This window comes from Pseudomonas sp. MB-090624 (assembly GCF_003205245.1).
GTDB lineage: Bacteria > Pseudomonadota > Gammaproteobacteria > Pseudomonadales > Pseudomonadaceae > Aquipseudomonas > Aquipseudomonas juntendi.
In genome coordinates this window covers 37,283-51,068 of the sequence record NZ_QJRK01000013.1, presented here as the reverse complement: position 1 = coordinate 51,068, position 13,786 = coordinate 37,283, and the positions used below count along the sequence as shown (strand labels likewise).

Below are 13,786 nucleotides of genomic sequence, written 5' to 3'. Positions count from 1 at the left end.
GCCGTCATGTCCCTTCGGCGGCGCGGCTACGCCTGTTCGCGCGCCCTTTCATCAGCGCCAGGAAAACCACCGAGGCGGTCAGAACCCCCACCAGCAGCAAGGAGGGCAGGGTCTGGCGCATCGACTGGCGAATCTCCCGCGCGGTGAAACCTTCGGCATAGCCCCCTACGACCCGGTAGCCGTATTTCTGCGAAAGCATGCTGGTCGAAAACTCGTCCTGCGAGGGGCGTGCGCCGGCGCGGCTGTCGCCGCCACTCCACAGGTAGCGGTCGTCGAATTCCAGCAGCAGCGTCAACCCGTCCTGGAAAGCGTCCAGCTCGCTGCGAAGCTGCGAGGCATACGCCGTGACAATGACACCCTGGTTATTGTCGGCCGTATACAGGTTCACCAGCAGTTTGCGGCGGGTATCGGCGAGCCCATAGGAAATCTCGACCTGGCGGCCAGACGTGGCAAATGCGGTCAAATCCTCCAGCGGGTCCGGCGTGGTACTGCAATAGGCCTGCTCGTCCTCTACCAGCGTGAGGGACCTGAGCATGGACAGGCTGGTGACATGATCCTGCAAGGTGTTCAGGGCGCTGGCACAAGGCTGCCCGGCCAGCGGTAGTGAACGCAACGCGGTTTCCTGCATGCGGTTGAATGCCTGATCGACACTGTAAACCGCTTCCTTCACGGAAACAGCCGCATTCTCCGCAAGTTTCGTTTGCAGTTGCAGGATCATCACCAGCAACCCGGATACCACGGGTACCAGCCCCACCACGATCAGCAACAGCAACTCCAGCATGCTACGCCCGGCGTTGACGATGTACGACATAGACCTATTGCGCTCCGCTGCAACGCTGTTCCAGTTGAACAGCCGAGCCCAAAGCCTAGGTGTTCGATGGTCGTTCGGCTGTAGGCCGAAGAAAGCGCGCGTGACAGTAATTGCGCAAACCTGCGTAAGCCCTATCGGCCTGCCAGCCGGGCCAGCACCTTGAACTCCGCCATGGTGGGCCGAACGTGCTGTGCTAACTTCAATAGCATTACCCGCAGCCCCCTTGGCCATGCTGGAGCCATGACATTGGTCGCCAAAAAATCATCACATGGCCTTGAGCCACAGATCCGCCTTCACCCGCCTGCTGTCGCAGCCCGCAGGCCGGTTGACGACCGGATCGTGCAGCTGGACTGGAGCCGCACCTCCCTAGGGCCGCTGCCGCGCTGGCCGGCTTCGTTGCGCATCGCGGTGGATATGATGCACCTGTCGCCGTTCCCCTGTGCCGTGGTCTGGGGGCCAGACCTGACTGTGGTGCACAATGATGCCTACCGTGCATTGCGCGGCGGCGCTGCGGATGGGCTCGGCCAGGCGTTCGACACGCTGTGGCGCGAAATCTGGCCGACAGTGGGGCCGTGGGTTTTCAAGGCCCTGGAAGGGCAGTCGAACTTTGTCGAGGACCCTCCCTTGCGCATCGGCAGTGACCCGTGCGGCGAGCCACTGTGGTGCGCATTCGGTTACGCGCCCCTGCACGATGAGCAAGGCAATGTCGCGGGCTTTCTGCACACGGTGATCGAGACCACTGCCAGCGTCGAGGCACACCGGCATTGGCGCGAGCAGGCGCAAGGCTTCGAGCAGCAGATCGAGCGGCATGTGCTGGAGCGCGAGCAGATCTGGCAGATGTCACGCGATGCGATGATGAGGGTTACCCCGGAGCTGAAGGTGCATGCCGCCAACCCCGCCTGGCACCGGGTGCTGGGTTGGGACGAACAGCAGATCCAGGGGGTGTCGGTACTGGAACTGGTGCACCCGGCAGATCGGACCGAGGTGCAGGTGGTGGTGTCGGCGTTACTGCAAGCCAGCAGCGCAGACTCGATCGAGACCCGCTTGCGGCACCGCGATGGGCATTATCATACCTTCCGCTGGAGCGCGCGCTTCGACGGGCGCTTGCTCACCGTAGTCGGCCAGGATATCAGCGAGGACCGCGAAGAGGCGGCGCGCCAGTCCGAAGCGCTGATGCGCAACACTGAACGGATGGAAGTCGTGGGGCAACTGGCCGGGGGCATGGGCCATGAGTTGAATAACCTGCTTTCTGGTATCGGCGGTAGCCTTGAGCTGCTCCAGCGCCGCCTCCAGGAGGGGCGCCCGGAGCGGATCGCTGCTTATGTGGATGTTGCCCGCGATTCGGTGATGCGGGCCATGGAGCTGACCCACCGTTTGCTGGCCTTTTCCCGCCACCAACCCTTGGCGCCAAAGCCGCTGGATTTCAACCGGCAGTTGCGCCTGTGCGAGCCGTTGTTGCGCAGGACCTTGGGTCCGGAGTTGTGCTTGCACTGGCAACTGGACGTCGCCCCGTGGGTGGTCAACCTGGATGTCACCCAGCTCGAAAATGCATTGATCAACCTGTGTACCAACGCCCGCGAGGCGTGCCTGGAGCGGGGCAATGTCACGATCCGCAGCGTCAACGAACGCTTGACCGCGGCGTTCCCGGACGAGAACGGGCTGCCGCCGGGTGACTATGTGGCCTTGCATGTTGAGGACGATGGCCACGGCATGTCGGCTGCGGAAATCGCCAAGGCGTTCGAGCCTTTTTTCACCACCAAGCCCATCGGCCGTGGCTCCGGCCTGGGGCTGTCGATGGTCTACGGTTTTGTCGGCCAGTCGGGGGGCTATGCGTGGATCGAGTCTGCGCCGAACCAGGGCACCAAGGTGTCGATGTTGTTCCCCAGAACGTTCGAGCCGCTTCCTGATGAGTGCAAACCGGTGCAAAGGACGCAACGCATGGCCCAGGGCGAGCGGCTGCTGCTGGTGGATGACGAACTCAATCTGCGCGCGGTGATGCGTGAATACCTGGTTGAGCGCGGCTTCCAGGTGGTTGACGCAAGCGACGCCAATACCGCATTGGAGCGGTTTCGCCATGACGGTCCGTTCGACCTGGTGATCACCGATATCGGTTTGCCGGGCGGCTTCAGCGGGCGCCAGGTGGCCAAGGCCATGCGCATGCAACTGCCGCAGCAGAACATCCTGTTCATCACGGGCTATGCGGGGCAACCGGTGGAGCCCCAGTTGCTCGAACAGCCTGGCACAGCGTTGATGAACAAGCCGTTTTCGCTGGCAGACCTGGCAGACCAGGCGTTGCGCATGCTTGAACAGTGAGCCCCTCAGGGTTGGCCAAGGATCATGGCCACCTGTTCCTGCAGCTGTCGCAGTTCGAATGGCTTGCAGATCAGGTGCATATCACACCCCAGAAAGCCCTCGCGCGCCATCGCGGTTTCCGCGTAGCCGGTAATGAACAGCACCGGTAACCGGGGGCGCAAGCTACGTGCAATCTCCGCCAGTTGCCGACCGTTCATGCCGGGTAAACCTACGTCGCTGATCAGCAGGTCGATGGGGTGCGAGGCGCGTAGCACCTCAAGCCCCTCCTCGGCGTTGGCCGCACTCTGGCACGTGAAGCCATTGTCACGCAGGGCCTGGCACAGCAGTTCGCGAACATGCAGGTCGTCCTCGACCAACAGCACCCGGTGGCCGTGTGTGGCTTGCGCAGGTACCAGCGGTTGGGCGGGCGAGGGTGCCTGGTCGATGTGACGCGGCAGGTACAGGTCTACCCGCGTGCCCTTGCCAATTTGGCTGTGCAGGGTGACATGGCCATGGGATTGCTTGCTGAACCCGTACACCATCGACAAGCCCAGGCCGATGCCTTGGCTGGTCGCTTTGGTGCTGAAGAAGGGTTCGAATGCGTGCTCCAGTGTACTTGGCGCCATGCCCTGACCGTTATCGATCACGCTCAGGCGCAGGTAATCGCCGGCGGTCAGGGGGCCGTCGACCATGGGGCTGCTGTAGATAGGCTGGTTGGTTGCCTCGATCCGCAGCAGGCCACCGCTGGGCATGGCTTCACAGGCATTGAGGATCAGATTGTCGAGGGCCTCGCGCAATTGTTGGTCGTCAGCTTCCGCGTTCCACAGGCCTTTGGCGATGCTCACCTGCAGCTTTATCCCTGGCTTGAGTTGAGCCTTCAGCTGCTTGGTCTGCAACAGGGTATGCAGGTTGACGCATCGGCTATGCAACGACTGCCTGCATGAGAAGGCCAGCAGACGGTGGGTGAGGCGGGCGGCGCGTGACACCGCTTCGCGGCCCAGGCGCAACACACTGTCCAGGCCGTCGGCGCGGCCTTGCTTGAGGCGCCGGTCGATCAGCTCGAAACTGCCGCCAATACTGGTGAGCAGGTTGTTGAAATCGTGGGCCACGCCGCCAGCGAGTTGGCCGATAGCTTCCATCTTGCGCGCCTGGAAGCGGGCCTGGGCGTAGCGCTCCGTCGGCTCATCAGGCTGGGCGAGCCCGTTATCCAGCCGCTGCTGCAGGTTTTTAAGCTGGTCGCGGGTCAGGTATTGCCGACGCCTGTGGCGCAGCGCGGACTGGGTCATGTGCAGCAGTTGGTCGTCGCCGAAAGGGGGCACCAGCAGGGTAAGGTTGCCGACCGGGTGATTGTGCACGCGGGTGGCCGACCATGCCCCCTGGGTCACCAGCACGATGGGCAGATCCGACCAGTGCGGTTGCTGGTCGATAAAGGCCTGCAGCAGGGCACTAGGGCCTGCGTTGAACACCTGCTCGGCGATGATCGCCAGGCCGGCGCCTTCTGCCAGGCGCGCATGCAGGTGCGCCAGGTCGGTGGCACACAGACAATCGATGCCGGCCGCCGACAGCAGGTGCGAGGTTTGCGCCGCCAACGGCGGTGGGGCGAGGATCAACGCACGTTCATCCAGCGCCAACGAACTGGCCAAGGCATTCTCCTGCAGAGTGGCCTGATAACCACTGGACCCTGGGCACGGGCTCAGGGTTCAACAGGTTTCAGGCAGGCCTAGAGGCCTTGCTGCAGTGCGGGGTCATCCGGGTTTTGCTGCTCCAGCTCGGCCAGCAGCACCTGCACGTTCTGAAGTTGGCCGGATTCTTTCCAGTACTGGATCAGCAACACCCGCGCGCGACGGTTGGCCGGTTGCTGGCTGAGCACGGTTTCCAGCTGCTTCTGCGCCGCATCAAGTTGCTCCAGCGCATGCAGGGTCACCGCCAGGGTATAGCGGTAATCGACGTTGTCCGGGTCCAGTTCAACCGCGCGGGACAGTGCCAGCAAGGCGTACTCACGTTGCTGGTGGCGGATCAGCCAGCGCCCCAGCTGGTATTGCAGGAAGGCCGAGTCCGGGCTCAGGGCCAATGCCTTGCCGAGCACCTGGCGTGAGGCATCGTGCTGGCCTTGACGTTCCAGCAGGCGCACCTGGGTGGCCAGCGCATCGAGGTTGCCTGGGGCGACGGTCAATGCACGTTGCAGGGCTACCGCAGCTTGGGTGTAGTCATTTTCGTGCATGTACAAGCGCGCCAGGTGCACTTGCGCGTCTGCTTCCTCGGGTTGTTGCGCCAGCGCTTGCTGGTATTGCTCCAGGGCCGCCTGCAGCGGGCCGAAATACAGGCCTATGTCATCCGGGGAAAGGCCAAGCAAGGCGTCCACGGCAGCGAAGCGCACGCTTTGGTCGTCATCGTCCAGCAGCGGGCCAAGCACCAGGCTGCGCTGCGCCGCAGGCAGCAGCCGGCGGATACCTGCGATGGCGGCACGGCGCACCAGTGGCTCGGCGTGTTCCAGGTCTTGCCGGGCGATTTTCAAGGCCAGTGGCGAAGGGTAGTTGGGCAGCTCGGCGTACAGGGCTGCGCGCCGGATGGCGGGCAAGTCGGTGCGTTGCAACTGCTGGTAAAGCACCCTGGCAGCGCCAGGCCGACCGTCGTGGGCCTGGCGCAGGGCCTTGGCATAGCTATGCGCCGGCAAGGCTGGCTGGGCTGGCGGAGTATCGCGCCACAGGTACCCGAACAGGGCCGATGCCAGGATCAACAGCAGCACGGCGATCAGGTAGCGGTTGCGTCTGGGCATCGGGGGGTCCATGGCGGCAAGAAGGGCTGAGCTTGGGCCAGGCGGTAGATAAAAGCAACGGCTTGGCTATCGACCGTTCGGTTTCCGGGCGTTTGTTCAGCCGGCTTCAGATTCCCTTCAGATTCGTCACTGATACTTCGCCCAACCCATTAATCAGGGGGGAGTTCCATGACCCATACCCTTTGGAGCCACCTGCTCCCATTGCCGATAGGCACCCATGCAGCGCATCACGGCTGTTTGTCCCTGCACCTGCCGGACGACCCTGACCGGGAGGCGCTCGAGCAGTTCATTCATCGCTGTTTCGCTGAAGTTCACCACGCCGATGTACACCATTACCTGCCCGAGTTGCTGGCCTTGCGTGATAGCCACGGGCACTTGATCGCGGCGGCGGGTCTGCGCCCGGCCAGCAGTGGGCCGCTGTTTCTCGAGCGTTACCTGGACGTGCCCCTGGAAACCGCGGTTTCGCGCCTGACCAGCCTGCCCGTTGCCCGCGAGTGCATGGTCGAGGTCGGCAACCTGGCGTCGCTGAGCGCCGGCAGCGCACGCATCATGATCACCGCCGTGACCTGGCTGCTTGCCACCCGTGGGCTGAAGTGGGTGGCGTTCACCGGTGCCTCCACCTTGATCAACAGTTTCCAGCGCCTGGGCCTGGCACCTACCGTGCTGGCGCAGGCCGACCCGGCACGCCTGGACGAGCCCGTTGCGCAATGGGGCAGCTATTACGCCCAGCATCCGCAGGTGTACGCGGGCGAAATCGGCCAGGGCTTCGACTTGCTGCGTAGCGCTGGTGTGTTTCGCCGCCTGGGCTTTCCGGTGCTGGACGAGGAGACCGGCCATGCCGCTTGAGCTTGAACGTTTCTGGCAGGCATTGCTGGCCCATGGTGATGCGCCCGCGCTGGAAGGGGCCAGTGCACGCTACACCTACAAGCAGTTGCTTGCCGAGGTGCTACAGCGTGCCGAGGCCCTGCGCCAGCGTCAGGCCGGTGTGCTGGTGCTGGGGCTGGATAACGGTCCCGAACTGCTGTTGTGGGACCTGGCCGCGCTGGTCTCGGGGCGCGCCTGCGTGACGGTGCCCACCTTCTTCAGCCCAACCCAGTTGGAGCATTGCCTGCAACAGAGCGGCGCCAGCCTGGTGCTCGGCCCGCCCGCCTGGGAGAGCTTGCTCGGGCGGCTGGGTTTCGTCGACCAGCAAGGCTTCTGGTCGCGGCCAACGCTGCCTGCGGTGGCCCTGCCTGAAGGCACCGCCAAGGTCACCTACACCTCTGGCAGTACCGGCAACCCCAAAGGCGTGTGCCTGAGCGCGCAGGCCATGTTGCGGGTCGCACACGAACTGGAACAGGCCAGCCGGCCTACGCAGCCTCGGCGCTACCTCGCTGTGCTTCCGCTGGGCGTGTTGCTGGAGAACCTGGGCGTTTACGCCGCCTTGCTGGCAGGGGCCAGTGTCATGCTGTACCCACAGGCCCAGTTGGGCATGGGGGGGGCCAGCCAGGTCGATTTCAAGCGGCTGCTCGGGGCCATCGCCTTGAGCGGCGCACAAAGCCTGATTCTGGTTCCGCAACTGCTGCTGGGGCTGGTCACGGCAATCGAGCGCGGGCTGATGGGGGTTGGCATGCTGCGTTTCGTTGCGGTGGGTGGCGCCCGTGTGGCGCCCAGCCTGCTGGCGCGGGCCGAGGCCGTAGGCTTGCCGGTATTCGAGGGCTACGGGCTGTCGGAATGTGCCTCTGTGGTGGCGCTGAACCGCCCCGGTGCGGTGCGCCCAGGCAGTGTCGGCCGGCCTTTGCCGCATGTGCAGGTGCGTATCGCCGAAGACGGTGAGGTGCTGGTTGCCGGGACCCTGCTGCTTGGCTATCTGGGCGACACGCCCAGCCAAACCGCGTGGTGGGCTACCGGCGACCTGGGCTTTTTCGATGATGAAGGCTACCTGCACCTGAACGGGCGCAAGAAACACCAGTTCATCACCAGCTTCGGGCGCAACGTCAACCCTGAATGGGTAGAAGCCGAGCTGACCCAGAGCGGGGTGATCGCCCAGGCGTTCGTTCATGGCGAGGGCATGCCGCGCAACGTGGCCTTGCTCTGGCCGCTCGCCCCGGGCACCACGGACGCGGCTATCGAGCAGGCCGTGCAGCACAGTAATGCCAGTTTGCCCGACTACGCCAGGGTGCATGCCTGGCGGCGTTTGCCAGCGCCATTCTCGGTCGCCGAGCACACCCTGACCGCCAATGGCCGCCCACGCCGTGAGGCGATCCTGCAGCGTTATCAACCCTTGTTGTCCGACATTCCGTCATGAGGTCTACCATGTCATTTTTCGACACCCTGCAGCTGCAAACCAGCCACGAACGTCAGGCTTTGTTCGCGGTGCCGGTCATTCGCGAGGCGCTGGCCGGCCAGGTCAGCCGGGCCAGCTACATCGCCTTCCTCACCCAGGCCTATTACCACGTGCGCCATACCGTACCGCTGATGATGGCGTGCGGCGCGCGGCTGCCGGCGCGGCTGGAGTGGTTGCGCGGCGCGGTGTGCGAGTACATCCAGGAGGAGTACGGCCACGAGCAGTGGATCCTCAACGATATCAAGGCCTGTGGCGGTGACTGGGAGGCGGTACGCGACGGCCTGCCTGCCTTGCCCATCGAGTTGATGGTTGCCTATCTGTACGACCTTATCGCACGGGGCAACCCGGTGGGGTTGTTCGGCATGGTCAACGTGCTGGAGGGCACCAGCATCGCCTTGGCCACCCATGCTGCCGGGGCGATCCAGAGCACCCTCGGGTTGCCCAACCAGGCCTTCAGCTACCTCAGTTCCCACGGCGCGCTGGACCAGGACCACATGGTCACCTACAAAAGCCTGATGGACCGGCTGGACGACGTGGCCGACCAGCAGGCGGTGCTGCACGCCGCCAAGGTGGTGTACCCGCTGTATACCGCCATGTTCGAAGGTTTGCCACGCACTGAGCATGCCGAGGTGCAGCATGCGCTTGCATGAGTCGGTGGTGGTGCTGACCGGGGCCAGTGGCGGCATCGGCCTGGAACTGGCCGAGCAATTGTGTGCAGCCGGTGCCCGGGTACTCGCGGTAAGCCGGCACATGGGCAAGCTGGCGGGGCTGATGAACCGCTACCCTGAGCGCCTGCGTTGGCAAACGGCCGACCTGCGTACGCCGACCGGGCGTGAACAGGTGGTCAGCCGCGCCCGCGAAATGGGCGGGGTCAATGTGCTGATCAATGCCGCCGGTGTAAACCGTTTTGCCTTGCTGGACCAGCTGGACGAGTACGCGCTGGATGAATTGCTCGACATCAACATCAAGGCGCCCCTGCAGCTGACCCGTGCCTGCCTGCCCCTGCTGCGCGAGCAACCCAAGGCGCTGGTGGTGAATGTCGGTTCCACTTACGGCTCGATCGGCTACCCCGGCTACGCCACGTACTGTGCCAGCAAGTTCGCCCTGCGCGGTTTCTCCGAGGCGTTGCGCCGTGAGTTGGCCGATACCACGGTGAATGTGCTGTATGCCGCCCCGCGGGCCACCCGCACCACCATGAACAGCAGCGCCGCCACCGCGCTCAACCAGGCGCTGAAGGTCGGCATGGACGACCCGGCCGATGTCGCCCGCGCCGTGCTCGTGGCCGTCCAGTCGGAGCGCAGCGAGCTGTACCTGGGGTGGCCGGAAAAGCTCTTCGTACGCATCAACGGCATGTTGCCAGGGGTGGTCGACCGTGCCCTGCGCAAGCAATTGCCTGTCATTCGCCGCTACATTGGCGGCCATATCAAGGAGTCGAGCAAATGAAGCGACTGGCCTTCGTCAGCCTGCTGGCGTTCACCCCGTTCACCTGGGCACTGGACCCAGCCGGAAACCAGCAGCTCAGCGCGCTGCAACAGCGTTGGGCACAAATCCAGTATCAGACGCCCAAGGCCCAGCGCGCTGATGCTTTCGAGAAGTTGTCCGGTGAGGCGGCGGCATTCGTCAGGCAGCACCCCGGCACCCCCGAGCCGCTGATCTGGGAAGGCATCATCAACAGCAGCTGGGCTGGCGCCGTGGGTGGGCTCGGTGCGCTGGGCAAGGTCAAGTCAGCCAAGGCCAGCCTGGAGCAGGCCATGAAGCTGGACCCTGATGCCCTGCAGGGCTCGGCCTATACCAGCCTTGGCACGCTTTACGACCAGGTGCCGGGCTGGCCGATAGGGTTCGGTGACGGCGACAAGGCGGACCAGCTGTTGCGCGAAGCCCTGAAGATCAACCCCAACGGCATCGACAGCAACTATTTCTGGGCCGACCACTTGTACCGGCAAAAGCGCTACGCTGAAGCCACTGCTGCCTTGCACAAGGCCCTGCAGGCGCCGCCGCGGCCGGGGCGTGAACTGGCGGACCAAGGCCGGCGGGCGGATATCGCGGCTTTACTCAAGGCAATCAAGGACAAACAGGACTGAACATGCGGCTACTGCTGGTTGAGGACGATACCGCACTGGGGGAGGGGATCTGCGATGGCTTGCGCCAGGAGGGTTATACGCTCGACTGGTTGCGCGACGGCCAGAATGGCGTGCACGCGCTGCTGCATGAAACATTCGACCTGGCCATCCTGGACCTGGGCTTGCCGCGCCTGGATGGCATCGAGGTGCTTCGGCGCGTGAGAGGCGCTGGCAATAGCTTGCCGGTACTGATCCTCACCGCGCGGGACGCCCTGGATGATCGCATCGCCGGGCTGGATGCTGGCGCTGACGACTACCTGGTCAAGCCGTTCGACCTCAACGAGCTGAAGGCCCGCTTGCGGGCTTTGCTCAGGCGCAGCGCCGGGCGTGCCAAGGTATCGATCGAGCATGCCGGGGTCATGCTCGACCCCGCTACCCAGCAGGTACATTACCAAGGGCTGGAAGTGATATTGACCCCCAAGGAATACCGCTTGCTGCATGAATTGCTGGCGCAGCCGGGCAAGGTGTTCACCCGCGAACGCCTGACCCAGCTGCTGTATGGCTGGGATGAAGAGCCCGAGAGCAATACCCTGGAAGTGCACATCTACCACCTGCGCAAAAAGCTCTACAACGGCCTGATCCGCACGGTGCGGGGCATTGGCTACCTGGTCGAGGGCAAGGCATGACCTCGTTGCGGCGAAGGACGTTGTGGCGGGTCATGCTGCTGTTGCTGCTGGGGACAGGCCTGCTTACGCTGTACAACTATCATGACAGTCGCCATGAGATCAACGAAGTGTACGACGCCCACCTGGCGCAGAACGCCCGCCTGCTGCAGGGGGTCATGAGCCTGCCGGTCCAGGGCGGCTCGCGCGAGGCCATGTACCAGGCGTTCAACGACGCCTTGGCCCAGGCCGGCCACCACCGGGTTGGCCACCCCTACGAAAGCAAGCTGGCATTCCAGGTATGGGGTGAGGGGGGCGTGTTGCTGGTGCATACACCCAGTGCCCCGCAGCTGTCGCTGCCGCCGTCCGAACCCGGGTTCTACGACTTTTCCAGTGGTGACCGGCAATGGCGCGGCTTCGTGTTACCGGTGCCGGAAAAGCACTGGGTCATCTGGGTGGGTGAACGTGATGATGTGCGCTACGACCTGATCGACCGGATCGTGCGCCATACCTTGTTCCCCTTCCTGCTCGGCAGCCTGGCCCTGGTGTTGCTGGTCTGGGTGGCGATCGGCTGGGGGCTGCGCCCCTTGCAGAACATGGCCACGGTCATTCGCGCACGCCACGCCGATTCACTCGAACCCTTGCGCCTGGCGCCATTGCCCTCGGAGCTGGAACCCATGCAAGCGGCCATCAACCGCCTGCTGGCGCAGATCGAAGACATGTTGCGGCGCGAACACCGCTTCATTGCCGACGCCGCCCATGAAATGCGCACGCCGCTGGCGGTGTTGCGCCTGCATGCCCAGAACGCACTCGAGGCCGCGAGCGAGGCCGAACGGCACAAGGCGCTGGGCTTTCTGATTGGCGGTGTGGACCGGCTGACTCGGGTGGTCAACCAGTTGCTGACCCTGGCCCGTGTCGAGCCGCGCCTGGGCCAGCACGCCGCGGTCAAGGTCGACCTGGGTGAGGTGGTCACCGACACCATGGCCGAGCTGACTCCCTGGATACTCGACCGCGGCCTGGAGCCATCGCTGGATATTGGTGAGGGTGATCACCACCTGGGCATCGACGCCGGTGCGTTGACCATCGCGTTCCAGAACCTGGTTTCCAACGCCGTCGAGCATTCGCCCCCGGGAGGGCGCATCAGCGTACTGCTCAGGCGCCTGGAAAACCGTTTCGAGCTGATCGTGGAGGATGAAGGGCCAGGTATCGAGCCGGCTGACATAGCGCGCGTGTTCGAGCGCTTCTACAGCCGTAACAGCCCCAACGGTGCCGGGCTGGGGCTGTCCATTGTCGTCACCATCATTGACCGCCTGGGCGGGCATGTTCACCTTGAGAATCGACCGAGCGGGGGCTTGGCGGCAACCCTGCGGCTGCCTTTGAACTGATGCAAAAAGCTGTACATTGCGGGTGACAAATCTGTACAAGCTGCTATGTTTGTACAATATTAGTCCTGGCAGCCGAGGCCAGCATGGCAGTCCCAGCCCGATTCACATCCCTGTGTCTGTTGCTGACCGCTCTGGCCACGGCGGCTGTGGCGGACTGGCGCTCGGATGTGCCGGCCGCACAACGGCTGGGTGAAGGCGATTTCAGCTGGTGGGGCCTGCGTTTGTACAGTGCGCGGCTGTGGGCGGCCGGCCCCGTGCAGCGCTGGGATGAGCCGTTCGCGCTGGAGCTGCGTTACCACCGCTCGCTGTCCAGAGACACTTTGGTCGAAGCCAGCCTTGCAGAAATGCGCAGGCTCGACGGGGGCGGCATGACGGCACAACGCAGCGCGCAACTGACCGGGCTGCTGCAACAGGCATTCGTTGACGTGCACCCTGGCATGCGCATAACAGGTGTTTACCTGCCGGGCCAAGGCTGCCGTTTTTACGTTGACGGCAAACTCAGCCGCGAAATCACCGACCCTGTCTTCGCACGGGCATTCTTCGCCATCTGGCTTGGCCCGAATGCCAGGGACCCACAATTACGGCAGCGCTTGCTCGGGCTGGCCGGCACCGACGGAGAGCCGTGACATGAACGTTGGCAAAGCGCTGTTACTGGTTGGCTGCCTGCTGTTGGGCAGTTGCGGCAACGTGGGGGTCGAGCATTATGCCGGTGAGCAACCCAAGCTCGACCTGGCGGCGTTCTTCTCCCGGCCGGTTCAGGCCTGGGGCATGTTCCAGAAGCGTTCCGGCGAGGTGGTCAAGCGGTTTCATGTGCGCATCGACAGCCGCCGAGAAGGTGAGCGGCTGATTCTCGACGAGCACTTCGTGTACAGCGACGGCACGCGCCAACAGCGCACTTGGACCTTGGTGCCGGACGGGCCTGGGCGCTGGCGGGGCACGGCCGGCGACGTGATCGGCGAGGCCCGTGGCGAAGTGGCGGGCAATGCGCTGCGCTGGCGCTACCGGCTGGACTTGCCGGTGGACGGCAAGCACTGGGAGGTGGACCTGGACGACTGGATGTACCTGATGGATGACGACACCCTGATCAACCGCTCGAGCATGAGCAAACTAGGTGTGGAGATCGGCCAGATCACGCTGTTCTTCCGCCGCCTGCCGGAGGCTACGCCATGAACCTGAATGCATTGGCCCAGCACGTGGATGCTGGCGAAATCGAAGAGCTTGAAGTGCTGTCGCTGGAAGGTGGCTTCTACGTTTTGCGTGCAATTACCGCAACCGGCCCGGTTACCTTGAGCGATGCGCAGGGGCAGCCTGTGCGCCTGCGCTCCACTACCGAACTGCGCGATTTGCTGGCTGACATGGCCGAGGTGCCATGCGTGCTGGTGCAGCAGTCGGTGCATGATGAGATGTGCGGGCAACGTGACGGCCCCATTGCACCGTTGCGCGTGCCGATTACCCTGGCCAGCCAGTGGTAGGC

At 64.1% G+C, this 13,786-nt stretch carries 14 protein-coding genes; 11 read left to right on the top strand and 3 right to left on the bottom strand.

Features of this window, described 5'->3' with window-relative positions:
* Nucleotides 1-4 precede the first annotated feature (4 nt).
* Complete coding sequence (locus DMX12_RS09585; protein WP_029887132.1) at nt 5-811, bottom strand: CSS-motif domain-containing protein; 807 nt, start codon at nt 809-811, stop codon at nt 5-7.
* Nucleotides 812-1,051: 240 nt separating this feature from the next.
* Between DMX12_RS09585 and DMX12_RS09580 the strand changes: the two genes are divergently transcribed.
* Nucleotides 1,052-3,124, top strand: coding sequence for a PAS domain-containing sensor histidine kinase (locus DMX12_RS09580; RefSeq protein WP_110677240.1), 2,073 nt, complete (start codon nt 1,052-1,054; stop codon nt 3,122-3,124).
* A 5-nt stretch (nt 3,125-3,129) separates the two neighbouring features.
* Here DMX12_RS09580 and DMX12_RS09575 read toward each other — a convergent pair whose 3' ends face one another.
* Nucleotides 3,130-4,746, bottom strand: a complete 1,617-nt coding sequence (locus DMX12_RS09575) for a response regulator (RefSeq protein ID WP_110677238.1) — start codon at nt 4,744-4,746, stop codon at nt 3,130-3,132.
* Between the two features lie 77 nt (nt 4,747-4,823).
* A complete protein-coding gene (locus tag DMX12_RS09570) occupies nt 4,824-5,879 on the bottom strand; it encodes a HEAT repeat domain-containing protein (RefSeq protein WP_110677236.1) in 1,056 nt (351 codons plus the stop codon).
* Between the two features lie 168 nt (nt 5,880-6,047).
* Here DMX12_RS09570 and DMX12_RS09565 point away from each other — a divergent pair, with 168 nt between their 5' ends.
* From DMX12_RS09565 to DMX12_RS09520, 10 genes are all read left to right on the top strand, one after another.
* Nucleotides 6,048-6,725, top strand: a complete 678-nt coding sequence (locus DMX12_RS09565) for a thermostable hemolysin (protein ID WP_009685551.1) — start codon at nt 6,048-6,050, stop codon at nt 6,723-6,725.
* Complete coding sequence (locus tag DMX12_RS09560) at nt 6,715-8,166, top strand: AMP-binding protein (RefSeq protein WP_110677235.1); 1,452 nt, start codon at nt 6,715-6,717, stop codon at nt 8,164-8,166. The genes DMX12_RS09565 and DMX12_RS09560 overlap by 11 nt, the downstream gene beginning before the upstream one ends.
* 8 nt (nt 8,167-8,174) lie before the next feature.
* Complete coding sequence (locus DMX12_RS09555) at nt 8,175-8,855, top strand: TenA family transcriptional regulator (RefSeq protein ID WP_110677233.1); 681 nt, start codon at nt 8,175-8,177, stop codon at nt 8,853-8,855.
* A complete protein-coding gene (locus DMX12_RS09550; RefSeq protein ID WP_054912784.1) occupies nt 8,842-9,648 on the top strand; it encodes an SDR family oxidoreductase in 807 nt (268 codons plus the stop codon). Before DMX12_RS09555 ends, DMX12_RS09550 begins: the two co-directional genes overlap by 14 nt.
* The gene (locus tag DMX12_RS09545) at nt 9,645-10,286 is read left to right on the top strand and encodes a hypothetical protein (protein ID WP_110677231.1); all 642 of its coding nucleotides are present in this window, start codon (nt 9,645-9,647) and stop codon (nt 10,284-10,286) included. Before DMX12_RS09550 ends, DMX12_RS09545 begins: the two co-directional genes overlap by 4 nt.
* Nucleotides 10,287-10,288: 2 nt before the next feature.
* Nucleotides 10,289-10,951 carry a response regulator gene (locus DMX12_RS09540; protein ID WP_110677229.1) on the top strand — a complete coding sequence of 221 codons (663 nt, stop codon included), beginning with the start codon at nt 10,289-10,291 and terminating at the stop codon, nt 10,949-10,951.
* A complete protein-coding gene (locus DMX12_RS09535) occupies nt 10,948-12,312 on the top strand; it encodes a sensor histidine kinase (RefSeq protein ID WP_110677227.1) in 1,365 nt (454 codons plus the stop codon). Before DMX12_RS09540 ends, DMX12_RS09535 begins: the two co-directional genes overlap by 4 nt.
* Nucleotides 12,313-12,395: 83 nt before the next feature.
* Entirely contained in the window at nt 12,396-12,938 is a 543-nt protein-coding gene (locus DMX12_RS09530) for a chalcone isomerase family protein (RefSeq protein WP_110677225.1), read from the top strand.
* Between the two features lies 1 nt (nt 12,939).
* Entirely contained in the window at nt 12,940-13,482 is a 543-nt protein-coding gene (locus DMX12_RS09525) for a DUF3833 domain-containing protein (protein WP_029887143.1), read from the top strand.
* Entirely contained in the window at nt 13,479-13,784 is a 306-nt protein-coding gene (locus tag DMX12_RS09520) for a DUF6482 family protein (protein WP_054912788.1), read from the top strand. The genes DMX12_RS09525 and DMX12_RS09520 overlap by 4 nt, the downstream gene beginning before the upstream one ends.
* The last annotated feature ends 2 nt before the right edge of the window (nt 13,785-13,786 follow it).